19 protein-coding genes and 2 tRNA genes are annotated in these 18,707 nt (G+C 49.7%); 3 read left to right on the plus strand and 18 right to left on the minus strand.

The window, feature by feature from the left end:
* Nucleotides 1–9 precede the first annotated feature (9 nt).
* A complete protein-coding gene (locus FNL37_RS14130) occupies nt 10–339 on the plus strand; it encodes a helix-turn-helix domain-containing protein (protein ID WP_159355241.1) in 330 nt (109 codons plus the stop codon).
* A 44-nt stretch (nt 340–383) separates the two neighbouring features.
* Here FNL37_RS14130 and FNL37_RS04225 read toward each other — a convergent pair whose 3' ends face one another.
* The 18 genes from FNL37_RS04225 to FNL37_RS04310 all read right to left on the minus strand — a co-directional run bounded on the left by FNL37_RS04225 (nt 384) and on the right by FNL37_RS04310 (nt 16,747).
* A complete protein-coding gene (locus FNL37_RS04225) occupies nt 384–974 on the minus strand; it encodes a recombinase family protein (RefSeq protein WP_159355242.1) in 591 nt (196 codons plus the stop codon).
* 612 nt (nt 975–1,586) lie between these two features.
* Nucleotides 1,587–2,069 carry a hypothetical protein gene (locus tag FNL37_RS13955; RefSeq protein WP_244948197.1) on the minus strand — a complete coding sequence of 161 codons (483 nt, stop codon included), beginning with the start codon at nt 2,067–2,069 and terminating at the stop codon, nt 1,587–1,589.
* A gap of 511 nt (nt 2,070–2,580) precedes the next feature.
* Nucleotides 2,581–4,131: a DUF6538 domain-containing protein gene (locus FNL37_RS04235; RefSeq protein ID WP_159355244.1), complete on the minus strand. Its 1,551-nt coding sequence runs from the start codon at nt 4,129–4,131 to the stop codon at nt 2,581–2,583.
* A 679-nt stretch (nt 4,132–4,810) separates the two neighbouring features.
* Nucleotides 4,811–5,566 carry a plasmid recombination protein gene (locus FNL37_RS04240; RefSeq protein WP_159355245.1) on the minus strand — a complete coding sequence of 252 codons (756 nt, stop codon included), beginning with the start codon at nt 5,564–5,566 and terminating at the stop codon, nt 4,811–4,813.
* A gap of 138 nt (nt 5,567–5,704) precedes the next feature.
* Nucleotides 5,705–5,995 (minus strand): helix-turn-helix domain-containing protein, encoded by a 291-nt coding sequence (locus FNL37_RS04245; protein ID WP_159355246.1) that lies wholly within the window; start codon nt 5,993–5,995, stop codon nt 5,705–5,707.
* Nucleotides 5,996–6,004: 9 nt separating this feature from the next.
* Nucleotides 6,005–6,211, minus strand: a complete 207-nt coding sequence (locus tag FNL37_RS04250) for a helix-turn-helix transcriptional regulator (protein ID WP_159355247.1) — start codon at nt 6,209–6,211, stop codon at nt 6,005–6,007.
* A gap of 89 nt (nt 6,212–6,300) precedes the next feature.
* Entirely contained in the window at nt 6,301–7,056 is a 756-nt protein-coding gene (locus tag FNL37_RS04255) for a hypothetical protein (RefSeq protein WP_159355248.1), read from the minus strand.
* A gap of 18 nt (nt 7,057–7,074) precedes the next feature.
* On the minus strand, nt 7,075–7,887 hold the full coding sequence (locus FNL37_RS04260; RefSeq protein ID WP_159355249.1) for a hypothetical protein: 813 nt from the start codon (nt 7,885–7,887) through the stop codon (nt 7,075–7,077).
* Between the two features lie 485 nt (nt 7,888–8,372).
* Nucleotides 8,373–9,584 (minus strand): tyrosine-type recombinase/integrase, encoded by a 1,212-nt coding sequence (locus tag FNL37_RS04265; protein ID WP_159355250.1) that lies wholly within the window; start codon nt 9,582–9,584, stop codon nt 8,373–8,375.
* 174 nt (nt 9,585–9,758) lie between these two features.
* Nucleotides 9,759–9,835 (minus strand) — tRNA-Met (locus FNL37_RS04270).
* 89 nt (nt 9,836–9,924) lie between these two features.
* Nucleotides 9,925–11,010, minus strand: coding sequence for a redox-regulated ATPase YchF (gene ychF / locus FNL37_RS04275; RefSeq protein WP_159355251.1), 1,086 nt, complete (start codon nt 11,008–11,010; stop codon nt 9,925–9,927).
* A gap of 18 nt (nt 11,011–11,028) precedes the next feature.
* Entirely contained in the window at nt 11,029–11,616 is a 588-nt protein-coding gene (pth, locus tag FNL37_RS04280; protein ID WP_013442811.1) for an aminoacyl-tRNA hydrolase, read from the minus strand.
* A 110-nt stretch (nt 11,617–11,726) separates the two neighbouring features.
* On the minus strand, nt 11,727–12,344 hold the full coding sequence (locus FNL37_RS04285) for a 50S ribosomal protein L25/general stress protein Ctc (RefSeq protein ID WP_013442810.1): 618 nt from the start codon (nt 12,342–12,344) through the stop codon (nt 11,727–11,729).
* A gap of 83 nt (nt 12,345–12,427) precedes the next feature.
* Nucleotides 12,428–13,363, minus strand: coding sequence for a ribose-phosphate pyrophosphokinase (locus FNL37_RS04290; RefSeq protein WP_159356154.1), 936 nt, complete (start codon nt 13,361–13,363; stop codon nt 12,428–12,430).
* An 81-nt stretch (nt 13,364–13,444) separates the two neighbouring features.
* Nucleotides 13,445–13,521: transfer RNA gene (locus FNL37_RS04295), tRNA-Gln, on the minus strand.
* A 13-nt stretch (nt 13,522–13,534) separates the two neighbouring features.
* Nucleotides 13,535–14,395, minus strand: a complete 861-nt coding sequence (gene ispE, locus FNL37_RS04300; RefSeq protein WP_013442808.1) for a 4-(cytidine 5'-diphospho)-2-C-methyl-D-erythritol kinase — start codon at nt 14,393–14,395, stop codon at nt 13,535–13,537.
* A 4-nt stretch (nt 14,396–14,399) separates the two neighbouring features.
* Entirely contained in the window at nt 14,400–14,999 is a 600-nt protein-coding gene (gene lolB, locus FNL37_RS04305) for a lipoprotein insertase outer membrane protein LolB (RefSeq protein ID WP_244948198.1), read from the minus strand.
* A gap of 35 nt (nt 15,000–15,034) precedes the next feature.
* Nucleotides 15,035–16,747 carry a tetratricopeptide repeat protein gene (locus tag FNL37_RS04310; protein ID WP_159355253.1) on the minus strand — a complete coding sequence of 571 codons (1,713 nt, stop codon included), beginning with the start codon at nt 16,745–16,747 and terminating at the stop codon, nt 15,035–15,037.
* Between the two features lie 249 nt (nt 16,748–16,996).
* Here FNL37_RS04310 and FNL37_RS04315 point away from each other — a divergent pair, with 249 nt between their 5' ends.
* Nucleotides 16,997–17,929 carry an ABC transporter ATP-binding protein gene (locus tag FNL37_RS04315; protein ID WP_159355254.1) on the plus strand — a complete coding sequence of 311 codons (933 nt, stop codon included), beginning with the start codon at nt 16,997–16,999 and terminating at the stop codon, nt 17,927–17,929.
* 29 nt (nt 17,930–17,958) lie between these two features.
* Complete coding sequence (locus FNL37_RS04320; RefSeq protein WP_015830598.1) at nt 17,959–18,705, plus strand: ABC transporter permease subunit; 747 nt, start codon at nt 17,959–17,961, stop codon at nt 18,703–18,705.
* Nucleotides 18,706–18,707: the final 2 nt, after the last annotated feature.

The raw sequence follows: 18,707 nt of genomic DNA on the forward strand, positions 1-18,707 counted from the left end.
AGAGTTGGTATGAAACTAGAGGCAGTCATCGCGGCGAGGTTGAAAGAGGCTAGAGAGGCATCGGGTATGTCTCAGCAAGCCCTTGGCGTTGCGGTGGGTATCGAGGAGGAGACTGCCAAAGTACGCATACATCAATATGAGCATGGCAAGCATGCTCCTCCATTCCAAATGCTTGAGAGATTGGCTAAGGAGCTGAATAGGCCGCTTGCTTGGTTTGTCTGCCCAAGCGACGAGCAAGAGCTACATCTCAGCCTTAGTGCCATCCCGTCGAATACACGAGCGGTAGTCCTCAATTCTCTACTAGAATCACTAAAAAACAGACCTCCAAAATCGACCTGAGAGCGATTATTTCGACCATGCCTAGGGCAGTGTATTGCCGCGGATTAATTTTGAGTCTCAGCGCTCAGGTATTTGTATAGGGTCGCTCTTGATATGCCGTACTCCCTCGCCAATTGAGCGCGATTCTTCTGGTGGTTAGCTTTATCTCTCGCTTTGAGTGCGATGAGCTTATCAGCGTCTAAAGCAGCTTTACGGCCCTTGAATGCACCGCGTTCCTTGGCTAGCTTAATGCCCTCTCGCTGGCGTTCTTTAATCAGGGAGCGCTCGAACTCAGCAAAGGCACCCATCATTGATAGCATCAGCTTGGACATAGCGGAATCATCACCGCCAAAGGTCAGGGATTCTTTGATGAACTTAACTACAACACCTCTATCTGTAAGCTCTCTAACTATCTTACGCAGGTCATCTAGATTGCGTGCTAGTCGGTCTATAGAGCATACGAGTAAGGTATCCCCTTTGCGTAAGTGCTTCATTGCGGCGATGAGCTGAGGTCTATCCGCATCTTTACCGCTGGCATGTTCGATAAATGTTTCATCAAGTGAGTAATCAGAGAGTACCTCGCGTTGCCTATCTATGTTCTGATCGAGAGTAGATACCCGTATGTAGGCAACGAGATGGCCTTTGTTGTTATTCATCTTAGTACCCCAGCTTATTGACGATAGTGTCTTAATTAACTCTATAGCTCTATACAGAATGTGTCAATAAATACTTAATGTGACTTTAAATATACACATCTAGTAGGCTGGTGAGCTGTATAGCTGAAGTACACCTTTTAAGACAGCGCATGCATGTATACCGCATAGTTTTATATAAGTACTTTAGTGAGTGCTTAAGCAGTACTGCGGTGAGTTCAAGAGAGTAGGCCGGAGGGGGGGTTAGGTACTCTGCATCCTTGAGGTGAGTGTACGGAATTGCGAAGAGATTTTTGGAGTTGAGTGATGTACTTATTATTGGAGTACTTCAGCTTTACTTACTGAGAATATCTCTCTATTAGGTTAGCTTATCATGCATGGAAGTATTTGGTTAAGCATCTCAATTAGCTAGGTTGTATTGCCATTACTTATCCTGAGAGCTACCGCAGGATTCCTTGCATTATGTTATGCAGAAGTATTGCCTTGCTCGCAGAGTACTTATTACTTAGATGTATGTTTTACTCTGGGGTACCCCATCGTTAACATACGACTGTTCTTTCCTTTAGGTGGCAAGATAATTACTTCGTAGCAACGCTAGTAAAGAGTAGTGCTGCATCAATTTCCAACTACTTCTTGAGAGTAGATTAGCTCTTCATTCGACCATGAGTTCATATTCGTAGTCAGCTTGTCCCATTCGTCTTGAAGTGCATCTAAAGAGGATGATGTTGCCCATGGTTCATCAAGGTATTCAAGCACATTAAATTGGGGTGTAGGTACCACATCCCCAAACCCAGAATGGAAGAATTTTGATACGAATGTAGCAACTTGTACTATCCGTTTTAAAGCTTCATCTACATCGTTGTACGTCGCTATTTCGACGGTCTTGGAACCTCTGGGGATTCTCTCAGAATGAGCAACTATCTTATCTACCATATCGTGAACTTTGGTGATGGCAGGGTGTGAAAGTTGCTTAAGAAGCCAGTCTAAGATTTGGGAGTCGACTTTCTCAAGTCGCCATGAATGGTCTGGAGTTGACGATAGGGCATCAAATGATCGATGCGCAAATCCTGATGCATTATATGCATCCGGACCTTCCATGCTCCCCCACCGTACTTTGGTTCTTTGATCTGGAGGTAAGTCTAATAACCTTCTTTCGGTTGCTGCGTAGTCAAAAGGTAAACCATCGTGGCATACAAACATTTCACGCGTTAGGTGGTGTGAGTTTTTCTGTAGTTTCCCAATGAGCCAGCGAAGGGAGCTAGTGCCAGAGTGGTAATCTACAAGCCTACGAATACCGACGGTAATAAGCGAGGCGTAACCGGCGGATGTTAAGTCCCAATGTGCGCTATTAACTCGGTCATGGCCTTCAATTCTACGCGCCTCATTTATCGTTCTGAATACTGCGGTATACCAACCTAGATTATGAATTTGTCTACTGATAGATATATCCGAATCTCCATTCAAATATTCCAGGCATTGGCTCCGGAAAGTTCTGTACACTATGAGGGCCTTCCTTCGAGACTCTGGTACATCACACTGTTCAGGTGTGAACTTATAATCCAATTTGTTCATGATTTGATAGTGAGCTGTTTAGCTTAAATGTAAATAACTAAGGTCTTGGAGGTAGTTGCAATCGCGGTAAAATGTAGTTATTCATAGCTTGCACGAGTGGGGCTAGTGGAAAAGTGGGCCCACCGTAATGATCCCCAGTTTTGCCGCTAGTATGGCCTAAGATTGCGTACTGTAGGCTATCCGGTAATGAGTTATGTCGAGAAAAATATTTGAATGTATGACGGAAGCTATGGAAAACGAGTGCATCAGATTTAAGGCCGATATTGGTAAGGTATCTTGAGAACCACTTCGACCAGCTTGCGCTAATGGAATCGTATGCTTTTGATGCTGTCAGCTCATGGAAAACTCTGGGTCCCGGAGATAAGCGCACGAAGTCGATAAAGCCCATCTCAATGAGGGTTGGATGTATCGGGATGCGGCGCCAGCTCGCGGAGTTTTTAAGCTTCTGGCCTTCTCCAGCATCGGTAATCTCCATTACCCAGCAAACATGCTCTTGCTGCGCTTGATCGTAATATGACTCCTGCCTAATATCGACTTTTAATAATTGGCATAGCTCATTCAATCGAGCTCCAGTGAAAAGGCCCAGCAATGGCAACCAGTACGCCGCCTCGCCCTTGCCTCCTGATGGTCGAGCGCCCTTACTGTAAACCTCTGATGAAAAGAGCTGATTGAGTTGCTCGACCGTGAAAGGAAGGCGTTCCTTCTTATCATCTCTACTTACCTGCACCCGAATGTCTTTCGCCGGATTCACTTCAATCACATTATTGCCAGTAGCGAAGCTGAAGAGCGTAGTCAGGTTAGTAAGATAGTTATTGGTTGTTACAGTAGTCGTTCCTTCTTCGAGCAGTCTATTCTTCAGTGTGACGATATGGCTCTTTGTTACTTGCCGGACATGCTGTACGTTGCAATACTCAATGAGTTTGGCAACTGCTCTTCCGTAGTAAGTAATTGAACGAGGATCAGGTTTGCGTTCCAAGGCCCAGTTGTTAAGCAGTTCTGTTAACGATAATGACTGTGTATCTTTAGTAATGTCAGAAGCTAGAGAACCTAGCTCATGTACCGGAGAGTTGAAAGCCTTACCCTTGAGAACTATCTTGGCTGCTTTAAGCTCTGCTTCGACGTGCCATAAGGGACGATCAACATCATCAAGTGGATGTTCACCTAGTTCGATGAACTCCTTGTTCTCATTGATGATGGAACGTAGGCGAGCTTTGAAATTCTCATAGGTGCCGTTCTCAGCAGAACGTTCGCGGAATTGTCGCAGTCGTCTGACATGACGGGCAACAAGAATATCAAAGTCATCGATTGCAAGACCGTCAACAACGCTAGGGCGCACGGATGAGCTTGAGGTGGGGGATGGTATAGGGGCGGGGCCGTTCGTGGCCTGGGCGGCGATTGTGCGAGCCTGCCTGAACTTTTCATCATACTCCACGCTGTGCTTACGGGCGAGCGTCTCAGCTTCTGCCCGATTCTTGGTTTTTAGCGAGAAGATGATCTCGGCTTTTCCCGAGTATATGTGTTGCAAATCTAGGGGGACTTTTCGGCGGAAGTAGTAGACGCCGTTACGCTTGGATAGGTGTGTTGTCAACTTTGGCTCTTTCATTGAGTTGAAGTGTAACACCCACCGGGGAAAAACGAGATGTAACTTATTGAATTGCCTCAAGTCCTAGGTAGATCAAGAACTTGAGGCGTATTGGTGGGATGGGGTCAACCGAACAAACCTTTGAAAGCCTTTAATACCAACGGTTATGATGATTTTAAATATTGATATACCAACAAATGTACCAACATTTTTATAATGCTTATCCCTTTTAAGGACTAAGGAAACTCACCTTTTAAGGACTCTGAAAACCTTTTATCGAGTCAGAAAATTATTTTCTTCGTGACGTGCTGTGACTGAATGTGACGATGCTTCATTCCTACGCGCGTGTATTGGTCACGTAATGCAGTGCATTGCTAGGGAGTCAGTTCGCAACTTAATGAATGTATTGGTTTATTGTCAACTGACATACCCTCGCGCGCGTACTGGTTTGACAATGCCATTTAACTAAGGTCAAAGCATTGATATTTATCGATATTATATCATTATCTCATCTATCTACAATTTATCTACTTTAGATGTTACCCCTCAGTAAATGCCTATATTTTGTTGAGAGCACGGTGCCTTCCCTTTGCCGTTTACTTACCGTCTTTGAGGTGCCGATAACCGAACGCTATACACAGGATAGCGTTTGATCATTTTTATGCTCTAAACGCTATATAGCGTTTTATGCTTTGCCTTTTCCCTTCGAGGTCATAATTTGGACCGCTGACCGCTTTTCCTGCCTTGGGCGCTGGTGGGATATGCCCAAAGTCTGTGCAAAGGGTTTAGGGTCTCTGTGGATGGCGTCACGCACGCACACCCATACATTTGACTTCATCACCGGATCACCCGCTAGCTTTTGCAATATCTGCCGTTCTAGTGTCTTTGCTTCGGCAGCAGATAGGCGTTTATCTTCTCTGCGGGCTAGTCCGTAATGCCTCGCCACCTCAATATTAAATAAACTGATTAAGCGGTTTAAATTGCCAATATTGCCGATGACATCCCGGCCTTTTAAACGTCCGTCCACCAGCGGCAGGATGATTGCATGAGCATGTGGGGCCGCCTCATCCAGATGAACATCAAAGGATAGCAGTTGCCCCGCGATATGTTTTTGCGTCCATTGCAGGCAGTCCACGAAGTATTGCCGTGTATCTTGCTGGTGACGGCCAATTGGCAAGCTAAAAAGCACCTCAACCGCCATCACGGCATCTTTGCGCGGCTTTTCAATGCCCGCCTCAAGCAAGGCTATTTTGGCGGCTTTGTTTATTTGCTCTGGCGTATCGTCTCCCAATAGGCAGTAATTGAGGCTGGTTCTGGCAGGGTCGATGTTCTGCCCCGCTCCGCGTTCAGCTTGCAGAGTGCGCTTGTTGTGCTTTAGCGCTGCCAGAATGCCCGTATTACCTTTCACCCGCCCCAGCCTGAATAAAAAGCTGGCAGCCATTCCTAGCTATCCACCAGCCGGGAAAGGTGAAGATATAGCGCCCATATTTCAGGTTTTGTCAGGTTGCCTAGGTCGTAGGCTACCCCAAGATATGAAAAGCGCGCTATGAGCGTTTCTAGGCGTTCTAGCCAGTGTTCCTCACTCATGGCTGACACCTCGCAAGATATACCTGGCTACGCGGTGTTTTTTACCTTGGTCGGTAATGCCATTGGTCCAGACAGTTGCAATGTCATAACCAATAGCGCGCAGCTCGAATATGCGTGGGGCAGGTGCCATGATGTCTAGCAGGCTCCTAGCTTCAATGGTGGTGATTGAGCCGATACGCTTTAACCAATCCACCAGCCTTTGACGTTGAGAACTGGCGGAGTTATCGCTAAACTGTAATTGCTTGTTTGGGGCTGCCTCTGGGTGGCCTTTTTTCTTATCCATGATGGCCCCTTATTTACTGGCTGCAATGCGAGATTGCGCCCATGCTTCAACATCTGCCGCGCTCCATGCGGTAGTGTTTTCAGCGAGTTTTACCGGAGCCGGAAAAGAGCCTTTTTTCACCCAAGCCCATATGCTAGACCCTGAAACATTCAAGCGGGCTTTGAGTTGAGGTAGGCGATAGAACTGTGGTGTAGGCTGCTGGACTGTTTGCGACATGTCTCACCCTCCTTGGGTGTGGTTGAACATGTCCATATATTTATTCTTATCGTAAAGATGAAAAACCTCTGATCTAGCTTGATGCTCACTCAGCTAGCAGAGTGAGCTTTTTCCCAATCTCTACACCAATCTTCAATTATTTTATTGCTGGTTAGATGTTCGCATTTTTGAAGCATATCCCGGGCAAACGATGCTTTGCTTTTGTAGGAAAGAGGATTATTTTTCCACTCTAGCCAACACTCATAGATAAAAGATTTTTCCTTTTGTTTCGGGTCTTTAGCGAGTTTCGCAATCGCTCCGCTACGTGCAAACTGCGCTCTAGCCGCACTAAGAGAGGATGATGATTGATTATTTACTGCATCTTTTCGATATTCATGCGCCAATTCTAGAGCTTTATTTGCGTAACTAAATCCTAAAGAAGCCTTCGTCGAGATGTTATTTATAATTCCGTCAATAGCTTCATCCAAACAAAATAATGAATAAACACACATAGTTTGGATGTTAAATTTAGCATCTCCATGTAGATTACTTTCTAATAAAAATGGATGCGGTATTTCTAGATACTTTCCGAGCAAATTATTTACAATAGATAATGAAGCTGTAAACTCCAATCTCAGCCTTGCAATTGCATGATTGCTATAATGAAATTCTTTGGGCCATTTCCCGTCCCATTGAATATAAGTGGATATTACATCACATAAATGCCACCACTGAAAAAGGGCAAATCCAGAAGGGAATTTTGGCTCATCGCCAGCACACCAATTTCCCCACTCAGAGTTATGCACTGGGCAACCACCATCGCACCCTAAATAAATAGCTGGATCAAAGTGTTTAAAGTATGTCATAGCTTGTCTTTGTATTTTCTAAACACTTGTGTTGCGTTCCCAAACTCGACACCAATCCTCGATTTTCTTTTGACTGGTAAGGTGCTCACATTTTTCTAACATGTCTCGTGCGAATGAAGCTTTTGATTGGTATCTGCTAGTATCTAATTTCCACTTTTTCCAGCAATCGAAAACAAATGATTTTTCTTTTTGACGAGGGTCTGCATTTAAGCGTCCAATAGCTCCAGAAAGAGCAAAGTTTTTACGGGACAATTCAAAACTTTTATTATTTGAATCAATGGACATAGCATTAGAAAGTAAATTTGCCGCAGAAATTGAAGACTCAACAGCACCTTCACCCATCATTAAATTAAGTAGTGTTCGATCAACCTCAATTAATGCGCAACCTAATAAGCAAGAGTAATAAAGAGAAGAGAAATCATTATCTGATAACCAATCCGTCGATGTTGCGACATTCCAGCATATATTAATTATCTCGGCATGGTTCATTTCATACCAATCAGGATTTTCTATTCTTTCTCCAGAAATATCTCCTATTAATACTATTTTTTTAGATTGATGAAGATAAATCGCCATTTCTCTGAATAGTTGAATATCCATATCATAAGTGGATAGAAAATCCTCAAAACTACCGTTTTTCTGTAATAATGAAATTCTTCTAAATATTTCTTTCCCTAGTCGAAAAATCTCATTAAGGTCGGAAGAGTTTCTATTTCTTGATAAACAAAATTCCGTTCCATTTTTCTGAATAAAAAATTTCGATTCAGGATGGGAATAGGTCTTGATAGGGCAGAAGTGATAAAATTTTGTTTTTTCTTCGCTACTTTCCATAACTCCCCTCCCACCCCCTATTAAGGAAACCGCCTAGCTAGGCTAGGGGTGTCTAGTTTTCACGCCGTCGGGCTAGGTGCGGCTAAACATTAAATGCTTTTTCGTAAAGTGAAATTATTGTTTGCACTTGATAACCATACTTCTTGTTTGCGTTGATCCTGCATATACTCCATTTTGATTTGCAACCACGGTTGAGTTTGAGTCGCTTCCGCCTGCAACAATCTCATATCCCTTTTCCTTGCATAGCTGTCCTGCTTTCTCGTAGCACATTCCCCAATTTCTAGCAGCTCCCGAACAGTCAAGGCTAAAAGCCTTTGATCCATCAGGTGCATATGTTGGACTACTTGTTGCACAACCAGTTAGAAGTAATACAAGCGGTATTATGTGTATGTTTCGCATCTTTTCCCCTTTATCTCAAACCTTCAAAATAAATCCACGTGATAACGTGTATGAGCGACAGTAATACTCTGTTAGTAATTGTTAGTCTATGCCTGCTTGAAGGGCAATACCTTTGCTCCGGCTTTTAACTCGTCTAGATAGTCCGACCATTGCTGCATCATGGCTCGACGTTGGTCGATAAACTTTGTTCGGTTGTAGGCGGCCCCTAACGCATCTGGCACCTTATGGGCTAGCTGGTGCTCAATGATATGCGGATCAATGTTTAAACGCTCATGCAAGATGGTACGCGCCATTGCTCTAAAGCCATGCCCGGTTATCTGGGTTTTAGTGTCGTAGCCCATACGTTTTAGAGCCGCATTAATAGCACTTTCGCTCATGGGCTTTAAGGGGGAGTGCCCACCCATGAAAACATATTGCCCATGGCCTGAAAGAGGGCGCAGCTCTCGCAATATCTCTACTGCCTGCCGTGACAATGGTACTAGGTGATCTGTTTTGGTTTTGCTCACGATATAGCGCCACTCGCCAGCATCTAAATCTATGTCTGACCATTTAGCTGTGCGCAGCTCGCTAGGGCGCACGAAAAGAAGCGGGGCAATACGTAGGGCGCATTGCACTGTAAATGTGCCTTTAAAACCTTCAATGGCTCGCAGCAGTTCTGCTACATCCTTTGCATCTGTAAATGCTGCCATGTGCTTAACCGAAGTTGGCGGCAGTGCTCCCTTAAGGTCTGCTGTTACATCTCGGACAGCTCGGCCTGTCTGGACCGCATAACGGAAAACTTGCCCTGATGTTTGTAATGCGCGGTGGGCTGTTTCAAGAATGCCTAGCTTCTCGATGCGTTTGATGACTTCCAGCACTTGAGGGGCGGTAATGTCAGCAATAGGCTTGCTGCCTAGCCATGGGAATATATACAGCTCGAAGCGTCGTAATACCTTGTCTTTGTGGGTATCTGCCTTGGTTGCCATGTGAGAAGCCCACCATTCACGCGCAACCACTTCAAAGCTATTTGCAGCTTTATCGGTTGTGGCTGCTTTGGTGGCTTTTTTTGTCTCGCTGGGGTCTATGCCTTGGGCTAACAGTTTGCGCGCATCGTCGCGCCGTTCTCGTGCCAAGGATATGGAAACATCGGGGTAAACCCCAAGGGCTAGCAGTTTTTGTTTAGCTTGGTAACGATAAGCTAGCCGCCAATACTTCGAGCCGTTAGGTTGTACCAACAAAAACAGACCGCCTCCATCCGCCATTTTGTAAGGTCTGGCTTCTGGTTTTGCCTTTCTGACTGCTATATCTGATAGCTTCATGGTAGCCCTTTGTTGGTACCAAAATTGAAATGTTGGTACAAGTGCTCTAAATATACCCACAATAGTTGGTACATAGCAATAGACGGGAATAGACGGCAGGCAACAAAAAACCCCGCAATCTCTAGGATTTACGGGGCTTCTTGATACTGCTTAGGACACCCTAAGACAGGGTATTGGTGGTGATGGGGGGACTTGAACCCTCGACCCCAGGATTATGAATCCTGTGCTCTAACCAGCTGAGCTACATCACCGGGTACTGTTGAAACAAGCCCGCTATTGTATTTTCTGAGCGGGTCTTTGTCAAAGCCAAACTGCGCTTTTTTATTGGCCTGGCGGCGAATTACACGTTAAAGCGGAAGTGGACGACGTCGCCATCCTGCATGATGTATTCCTTGCCTTCCAGGCGCATTTTTCCGGCTTCCTTGGCGCCTTGCTCGCCTTTGTTTTTCACAAACTCTTCATAGGCGATGACTTCGGCGCGGATGAAGCCGCGTTCGAAGTCGGTGTGGATGACGCCAGCGGCTTGCGGGGCGGTGGAGCCGCGTTTTACGGTCCAGGCGCGCACTTCTTTCACACCGGCGGTGAAGTAGGTTTGCAGGCCGAGCAGGCTGTAGGCGGCGCGGATAACGCGATCGAGACCGGGTTCTTCCAGGCCGAGTTCGGTGAGGAACATGGCTTTGTCTTCGTCTTCCAGATCGGCGATTTCGGATTCGATCTTGGCGCAGATGGCGACCACGGGGGCGTTTTCTGCTTTGCCGAGGTTCACAACCTTATCCAGCAGCGGGTTGTTCTCAAAGCCGCTTTCGTCCACGTTTGCCAGATACATGACTGGCTTGACGGTGATCAGGCACAGGGGCTTGATCAGTTGCAGCTGGTCGGCATCCAGGCCCAGGGTGCGCACGGGCTTGCTTTGGTCCAGCCATTTCTGGATTTTTTCGAGTACGGCGCACAGGGCGATGGCTTCTTTGTCGCCAGACTTGGCTTTTTTGCCTTCGCGCTGCAGGGTTTTTTCTACGGTTTCCATGTCGGAAAGGGCGAGCTCGGTGTTGATGGTTTCGATGTCGTCGAGCGGGTCTACCTTGCCTGCGACGTGTACGACGTTGCCATCGTCAAAGCAGCGCACCACGTGGGCAATGGCGTCGGTTTCGCGGATGTTGGCGAGGAACTTGTTGCCCAGGCCTTCGCCTTTGGAGGCGCCTGCCACCAGACCGGCGATGTCGACGAACTCAACAATCGCGGGTTGTACTTTTTGCGGGTTGACGATGTCGATCAGCGGTTTGAGGCGCGGATCGGGCACTTCCACAATGCCGACATTGGGCTCAATGGTACAGAAGGGGTAGTTTTCCGCAGCAATACCGGCACGGGTAATGGCATTGAACAGGGTGGATTTACCAACGTTGGGTAGACCGACAATTCCGCATTTCATATGGCTCGCCTTTTTTGCTTAAACTGCTTTGGGTTTGGTGTGTAACTTGAGCATGGCTTGTTCAAAGCTGCCGGCCAGCAGCTGGTCGAGCAGGGCCACGCTATCTTCTATGGTGGTTTCTATCAGGCTCATTTCGGCCTTGGCTGGCGCATGCAGCACAAAGTTGACCACGGCTGCGCGTTCGCCGGGGTGACCAATGCCCAGGCGCAAACGCCAGAATTCATTGGTGCCGAGGTGCGCGGCAATATCTTTGAGGCCATTGTGCCCGCCGTGGCCGCCGCCTTTTTTCATTTTGACCTGGCCGGGCGGGATATCCAGCTCGTCATGGATCACCAGGATCTCATGCGGCTCTATTTTGTAAAACTTGGCCAGCGCGCCTACCGAGCGGCCGCTGGCGTTCATGAATGTGGTGGGCTTGAGCAGCCAGGCTTCTGTGCCGCTGTGCTTGAGTTTGCCTGCCAACCCGTGAAACTTGGCTTCATTGGCGAGCTTGCTGCCGGATAATGCCGCCACGCGGTCTATCCACCAGAAACCGGCATTGTGGCGCGTGTCTTCATACTCGCTACCGGGGTTGCCGAGGCCAACAAAGAGTTTGATGCCGTTCATGGGTTAAATCAGCTTGGGTTGTCTGTGCAGCAGTATAAATAAAGACGCGCGGTCCGAGTGTGCCAGTGATGGGCTCGGAACGCGCGCTTTAAGCCGCTTGCAGAAAAAACTTATTCTGCTGCTGGTGCGTCAGCGGTTTCTTCTTCAGCAGCTGCACCGCCACGTGGCACGGAGATGGATGCAACAGCTGCATCGTTTTCGTGTGCCAGTTGTACAAATTCAACGCCCTTAGGCAGCTTGATTTGTGACAGGTGGATGCTGTGGCCGGCTTCCAGGGTTGCCAGGTCAACTTCGATGAACTCTGGCAGGTCTTTTGGCAGGCAGCTTACGTCAGCTTCGGTCAGGATGTGGGTTACCACACCGCCAGACAGCTTCACGCCAGGAGCGATGTCCTGGTTGATGAAGTGCAATGGCACCTTAACGTGCAGCTTTTCAGTAGCGCTTACGCGTTGGAAGTCGATGTGCTGAATGGTGTTGCGTACGGGGTGCATCTGGTAGTCACGCAGAACAACTTGTTCCTTCTTGCCATCCAGGTTCAGAGTCAGGATGGAAGCGTGGAAAGCTTCGTGACGGAATTCCAGGAACAGCGCCTTGTGGTCAAACTCAACGCTAACTGCGTCTTTGCTTGCACCGTAGACGATGCCAGGCACCTTGCCTGCGCGACGAAGGCGGCGGCTCGCACCCGTACCTTGGTTTTCGCGCTTAACGGCGGTAATTTCGATTTGCATGGTACTACTCCTTAATTAACTGCTATCCGCGACCAGATAACAGGGTTGTGAGTGCAGGGCCTTGTGAGCTCTGCGCTCGAAACTTAATCCATAAACAGCGAGCTGACCGAGTCTTCGCGGCTAATGCGGCGGATGGTTTCGGCAAACAGCTCAGCGGTTGAAAGCTGACGAATCTTGTGGCATGCAGCGGCATCGGCGCGCAATGGAATGGTGTCGGTGACCACCAGTTCATCCAGTTGCGAGCTGGTGATGCGCTCTACAGCCGGGCCGGACAATACCGGGTGGGTGCTGTAGGCGACCACTTTGGATGCGCCTTGCTCTTTCAGGGCAATGGCGGCTTCGCACAGGGTGTTGGCGGTGTCGACCATGTCGTCCATCAGCACACAGGTACGGCCGGCAACATCACCGATAATATTCATGACCTTGGCCACATTGGGCTTGGGGCGGCGCTTGTCGATAATCGCCAGGTCGGAACCCAGTTGCTTGGCGGCCGCACGGGCACGCACTACACCGCCAACATCGGGCGATACCACCACCAGATTTTCGTGCTTTTGCTTCAGCAGATCATCCAGCAGGATAGGGGTCGCGTAGATATTGTCGACGGGAATATCGAAGAAGCCTTGAATCTGGTCAGAGTGCAAATCCATGGTCAGCAGGCGGTTAACACCTACGCTGGTGAGCATGTTGGCAACGACCTTGGCGGTAATGGCAACACGTGCGGAACGCGGGCGGCGATCCTGACGTGAGTAACCGAGATAAGGAATCGCTGCGGTGATGCGGCCAGCAGAGGAGCGACGCAGCGCGTCGACCATCACCATGACTTCCATCAGGTTGTCGTTGGTGGGCATGCAGGTGGATTGCAGAACGAAGACATCCTTGCCGCGCACATTGTCGAGCAGTTCAATCATGACTTCGCCATCGCTAAAGCGATCTACCGTGGCACGGCCAAGGCCGATACCCAGGTGGCTGACTACTGCTTCGGCTAGCTTTGGATTGGCTGTGCCGGTAAATACCATCATGTCGCCATTGGCCACAGTCGGGATTCCTTGTAGGTCAAAAAAATAAAAAAGCGTGTATAGCTACACGCTTTTAATGCATTCTGGCTGGGGAAGAAGGATTCGAACCTTCGCATGCCGGAATCAAAATCCGGTGCCTTAACCAGCTTGGCGACTCCCCATTTGATCTTAAATCTACACGTTTTTTACAAGGTCATAAAGTGGATGCTTTTCCAACCCTTTTGCCACACATGAAAACACCGGAAGACCCGCTATTTTCGATGGCACCTGAGCAAGAATCGCTTCTGCTTCTGCCTGGCTATCAACGCTGATGAACACTGAAGCGCCTGATCCGCTCATGCGTGCCGGTGAGAATTGATTTAACCAACTCAGACTGGCGCCGACTGCGGGATGCTGCTGGCAAACTACAGTTTCAAGGTCGTTGTGAACCATGCCCCTTGAAAAGTCCGCTATTGTCGTGAGTTTTGTATCCCTTGTCAATTCCTTCGACGCAAAAACTTCAGCAGTCGAGACGTTGACTTGTGGCGTCAACAGCACATACCACGCTGGATTCAAGGAGATAGGTGATAATTTTTCTCCTACACCTTCTGCCCAGGCATTCTGTCCAAAAACAAATACCGGCACATCGGCGCCGAGTTGCAGGCCGAGGGTGATCAGGGTCTGGCGATCAAGCTGCAGATCCCATAGATGGTTCAGCGCCAGCAGCATGGTCGCCGCGTCAGAACTGCCGCCGCCCAGGCCGCCACCCATGGGGATGCGCTTTTCAATCTTGATATCGACGCCGCGTTTACAGCCCGTGTGCTGTTGCAACAGGCGGGCGGCGCGCACGCACAGATCGCGCTCAGCCGGCACGCCGGGGACGTCGGTAATGCGGTTTACCTCGCCATCCTCACGTACGCGCAGTTGCAGCGTGTCGGAAAAATCCAGCAGGCGGAATACGGTCTGCAGCAAATGGTAGCCATCAGCGCGCTGACCGGTAATGTGCAGGAAGAGATTGATTTTGGCCGGGGCCGGATAGGTGTGAAAGTCGGTCATGGCGTTATGGCTTGGATTGCAATGCGCTGGTGTCATTGCTGTCATCGATATTCCAGCGCTCGACGATCAGCTTGAGATTCAGTTGCAGGCTTTTCATGTAAATTTTGTGGGGCAGGTCGTACTGGCCAACGCGCTGGTACTGGCTGTATTCAATGTCCCAGCCATCCTGCTTCAGGCGGGTGAGGCGGCCCTGTTCATCCCATATCGCTTCATGGGGCGCAGCGGTGGGGCGGCCCAGCGCCCAGTCATGCAAACCTTGCATGGGCAGGCGCCAGCCCAGGTTTTGTTCGGTCAGGGTTTCGGCATCCTGCGCGCGCAGGGTTTTCTGGTCACTGGTCACTAGCGTGACGCCGCCTGGGTCTTTATCTATGGTCGCGACTTGCGAGCCCAGGGGCGAAAATAGCGCCACCTGGTCAGTGGCGGGCTGGTGATTCCAGGTAAAGCCGCCGGAGAAGCCCTGCTTTTGCGTCTGCACGCCTATGCGGCCTTTCAGGTCGAACGCTTGCAGGGTTTGCAGGCTGGCAAGGTGCTTGCGATGCACCTCTTCATTGGCCACCGGGCGCGATGGCGTGGTGGTACAGGCAGAAATCAAGAGGGCCGCCATGAAAAGCGGCCCCCGCAGAAGCACACGCACGTTCATCAGTTCTTGAACTTCTGCGCTGTCTTGATCAGAACTTCATTATCGGGAAATACCTTGAGGGCGGATTCCCAGGTTTGCACGGCTTCGTCCTTCTTGCCCTGGTGCCACAAAACTTCGCCCAAATGCGCGGCAATTTCGGGGTCAGGCTGCTGCGAGTAGGCCTGGCGCAGGTAATTGCTTGCAGCGTCCAGCTTGCCCATGCGGTATTGCACCCAGCCCATGCTATCGAGGATGTAATGATCATCCGGGCTCAAGGCCAGCGCTTGCTGAATCAGCTTGTGGGCTTCATCCAGCTTGAGGTTGCGATCCGCCAGGCTGTAGCCGAGGGCGTTGTAGGCTTGCGCAAAATCCGGCTTCAGCTTGATCAGCTTGCGCAGTTCTTTTTCAGCAATATCAAACTGACCGATGCGCTCGGCGGCCATGGCGTAGTCGTAAATGATCTCGGGGGTGTTAGGCAGCGTTGCAACGGTTTGCCCCAGCAGATCGTAAGCTTCCTGATAGCGTTTCATCTTGCCGAGCAGGCTGGCCTGCATCTGCATGGAAAGCGCTTCCTGCTCGTTGGTCAACTCGGGAATATTGCGCAGTACCTGCAAGGCGGCATCAATACCCTGGGTGCGGGCCACAATGCCGGCAATGTTGAATTGCGCATCCAGATAGCGATCACCCGGCTTCACACGGTTGTACCAGGCCAGCGCCAGCTTGTCGTCATTCTGTTTCTCGGCGATTTGCCCCAGGTAGATAAACACCTGATCGGGGTTTTTGAAACCAGCGGCCAGCCCGTCCTGGAAATACTTTTCCGCATCGCCAAGTTCATTCGCCTGAATCGACAGCAGACCAACAACAACCATGATTTCAGGATTGTTCTTGGACGCGGAAATCAGCTTGATGAACTCAGGTTTGGCTTCGTCAAAGCGTTTCTGGTTGATCAGCAGGCGCGCCATGGTCAGCCGGACTTCGTTGGCATTTTCATTGGCGCTGAGGAATTGCTTGTAGAAATTGATGGCAGCGTCTGGCGATTGCAAATACAGAATCTGGCCTTTGAGCAGCGCGCTCATTTCCCAGCCTGGGCTCAGCTTCTCTGCGGTATCAAGCTCGCTCATGGCAAGCTCTACCTTGCCCGCGGCAAGTGCCGAATTGGCAATGGTGAAATGCGCTTCCGGCAGATCAGGGTAGGGCGCTGCCAGCTCCTGCACCAGCGTCAGCACCGCGTTTTTGTCGGTCTGCTTTGCCAGCAGGCTGTTCAGGTAAAGAAAGCCATTGGCACGGGTATCTTCTTTCGCCAGCAGTTTCTGCAAGAAAGGCTTGGCTTCATTGAGCTTGCCCGCATTCACGAATAATTCGGTGCTGGCTTGCTGCGCTTCGGTTGAACTGGGGTCCAGCTCGCTCCACAGGCTCACCGCTTGTGTGACCAGGCGCGGCTTGTTGCCGTACACGGCGGCTTTGGCAGCGCGCTCAGCCAGGCGCGGGTCGCGGCTGGATTTGGCCAGATCGAGAAAAATCGAGCTGGCAAGTTCGAGATCGCCCCGTTGCCCGGCGACTTCGCCAATCAGATACTTATAAACGAAGGCGCCCGTCAGCTCTGTTTGTGGAACGGGGGCGGGCTTGGACTTGGCAGATTCTGATTTGGATGGTTCGGCTGCCTGAGCAGAGAGGCTGGCAATGGAGGCCAGACTTAACAAAACAGCTAGCGTGAGTTTGCGGGGATTAGGCATGAGTGAAAAGTGTTCTCGATACTCGGTGTGGTTGCGATAAATTCTGGCTGATGGCTTAAATGCTTAGTCCGTGACAGTGTTGGCAAGTTCATCCATAATGATTTCTGACTATAGCTTTTTGGATAGAACTTTCCAATAGAATTTAATTCTATTTGCATGTACTTTGAATATATGACCCCTAACGCTTGACAGTTGTCAGGCGTTTTTTTAATTTAGCAGCCCTTCACCCGGAGTGTACCAACTTCAATTATGACTACTGTAACCGTTGAGGCCCGCGAGCTTACGCGCATCTATGGGGGGCGCGAAGCAGTTCGCGATGTGAGTTTTACCCTGAACAAAGGGGAAGTCTTGGGTTTTCTCGGGCCGAATGGTGCGGGCAAGTCCACTTCCATGAAAATGCTGACCGGCAACCTGGCGCCAAGCAAGGGTAGCGTCAAGATCTGTGGTATCGACATGATCGAGAACCCCAAGGAAGCCAAGGCGCTGATTGGGTATTTGCCAGAGCAGCCACCGCTTTATCGCGAGCTGACCGTCGATGAGTTTCTGGCGATTGCGGCGCGGTTGCACCGGGTGAGTGGCAGTCATGTCAAAAAGGCCGTGCGCATTGCCAAAGAGCGATGTGGTCTGACAGAGATGGGTGGCCGCCTGATTGAAAATCTCTCCAAGGGTTACCAGCAGCGCGTTGGTATTGCCCAGGCCATCATCCACAATCCCATGGTCGTCATTCTGGATGAGCCTACCGTCGGTCTTGATCCTATTCAGATTCGTGATATTCGTAACCTGATCAAGGAATTGGGTGGCGAGCACAGCGTGATCCTCTCTACGCATATCCTGCCTGAAGTTGAAATGGTCTGTGACCGCGTACAGATCATTCACAAAGGTCAGATGGTGTTCAATGGCTCCATTGATATCTTGAAACAGCAGCGTCATGGCAACCGCCTCCTGGTGGGTCTGAGCCGCGCTCCTGCCAATGAAGAATTGCTGAAAATCCCCGGAATCACGTCGGTGGAATCCCTGCCTAGCGGCCTCTTGCGTGTGCGTCATGCCGAAGGCGGCGCCCCGGCCGAATTGCTGGTGCAGGCGGCGGTTAATCAGAACTGGGGTCTTTACCAGATCAATCCTGACCAGACCAGTCTGGAAGAAGTCTTCGTTCAACTCACCTTCCAGGAGCAGGCTGCTTAAGCCCGCTCTGCTGATAGAAAGCGTTTGTCATGATTTTCAATATCACCAGAAAAGAATTGAAGAGCCTGTTCTCCTCGCCCATGGGCTGGGTGGTGCTGGCTTTGTTGCAATTCGTCTTCGGTACCTTCTTCCTGAATGGTATCGAACAATACTTCCAGACCATGTCCGGGGCTATTCGTCCTGAGCAGCGGATTGGCGTGACCGAGTTCGTCGGCGGCAGTATTTTCGGCATTGCTTCGTTTGTGATGCTGTTTGCCGTGCCTTTGTTGTCGATGCGCCTGATCAGTGATGAGCGTCGCCAGCAGACCTTGACCTTCCTGTTCAGTGCACCCTTGTCGCTGACGGAAATCGTGGTTGGTAAATTCCTGGGCCTGGTTACGTTTCTGTCCATTGTGATTTTCTTCCTGGCGGCCATGATGTCCACCCTGAATTTCTGGGCTGAGATCGACTTTGGGTATATTGCTGCCAACGTGATAGGCCTGTGGCTGCTGGTTGCGAGTTTTTCTTCGCTGGGGCTGTATGTTTCCAGCCTGACGCAGCAACCGATAGTCGCCGGCATCATCAGTTTTATTGCCTTGTTTGCCTTGCTGCTGCTGGATAACTTCATGGCAGGCGATCCTACCGGGACCATGTCTTACCTGTCGCTGATGCGCCACTTTGAGCCGTTCTCTCGCGGCTTGCTGGATACACGTGATGTGGCCTATTTCCTGTTGTTTATCGTCACTTTCCTGACCTTGACAGTGCGTCGCCTGGACGCTGATCGTCTGCGCGGCTAACT

Origin of the sequence: Methylovorus glucosotrophus, from assembly GCF_009858335.1 — a bacterium.
Lineage (GTDB): Bacteria > Pseudomonadota > Gammaproteobacteria > Burkholderiales > Methylophilaceae > Methylovorus > Methylovorus glucosotrophus.

Coding starts and splice junctions, on each gene's coding strand:
- FNL37_RS04310 (WP_159355253.1), bottom strand. CDS start 16,747: ATGCCTAATCCCCGCAAACTCACGCTAGCTGTTTTGTTAAGTCTGGCC.
- FNL37_RS04255 (WP_159355248.1), bottom strand. CDS start 7,056: ATGACATACTTTAAACACTTTGATCCAGCTATTTATTTAGGGTGCGAT.
- FNL37_RS14130 (WP_159355241.1), top strand. CDS start 10: ATGAAACTAGAGGCAGTCATCGCGGCGAGGTTGAAAGAGGCTAGAGAG.
- FNL37_RS04285 (WP_013442810.1), bottom strand. CDS start 12,344: ATGCAAATCGAAATTACCGCCGTTAAGCGCGAAAACCAAGGTACGGGT.
- FNL37_RS04240 (WP_159355245.1), bottom strand. CDS start 5,566: ATGGCTGCCAGCTTTTTATTCAGGCTGGGGCGGGTGAAAGGTAATACG.
- FNL37_RS04265 (WP_159355250.1), bottom strand. CDS start 9,584: ATGAAGCTATCAGATATAGCAGTCAGAAAGGCAAAACCAGAAGCCAGA.
- FNL37_RS04290 (WP_159356154.1), bottom strand. CDS start 13,363: ATGATGGTATTTACCGGCACAGCCAATCCAAAGCTAGCCGAAGCAGTA.
- FNL37_RS04315 (WP_159355254.1), top strand. CDS start 16,997: ATGACTACTGTAACCGTTGAGGCCCGCGAGCTTACGCGCATCTATGGG.
- pth (WP_013442811.1), bottom strand. CDS start 11,616: ATGAACGGCATCAAACTCTTTGTTGGCCTCGGCAACCCCGGTAGCGAG.
- FNL37_RS04260 (WP_159355249.1), bottom strand. CDS start 7,887: ATGGAAAGTAGCGAAGAAAAAACAAAATTTTATCACTTCTGCCCTATC.
- FNL37_RS04320 (WP_015830598.1), top strand. CDS start 17,959: ATGATTTTCAATATCACCAGAAAAGAATTGAAGAGCCTGTTCTCCTCG.
- FNL37_RS04245 (WP_159355246.1), bottom strand. CDS start 5,995: ATGGATAAGAAAAAAGGCCACCCAGAGGCAGCCCCAAACAAGCAATTA.
- FNL37_RS13955 (WP_244948197.1), bottom strand. CDS start 2,069: ATGGAAGGTCCGGATGCATATAATGCATCAGGATTTGCGCATCGATCA.
- lolB (WP_244948198.1), bottom strand. CDS start 14,999: ATGGCGGCCCTCTTGATTTCTGCCTGTACCACCACGCCATCGCGCCCG.
- FNL37_RS04250 (WP_159355247.1), bottom strand. CDS start 6,211: ATGTCGCAAACAGTCCAGCAGCCTACACCACAGTTCTATCGCCTACCT.
- ychF (WP_159355251.1), bottom strand. CDS start 11,010: ATGAAATGCGGAATTGTCGGTCTACCCAACGTTGGTAAATCCACCCTG.
- ispE (WP_013442808.1), bottom strand. CDS start 14,395: ATGACCGACTTTCACACCTATCCGGCCCCGGCCAAAATCAATCTCTTC.
- FNL37_RS04225 (WP_159355242.1), bottom strand. CDS start 974: ATGAATAACAACAAAGGCCATCTCGTTGCCTACATACGGGTATCTACT.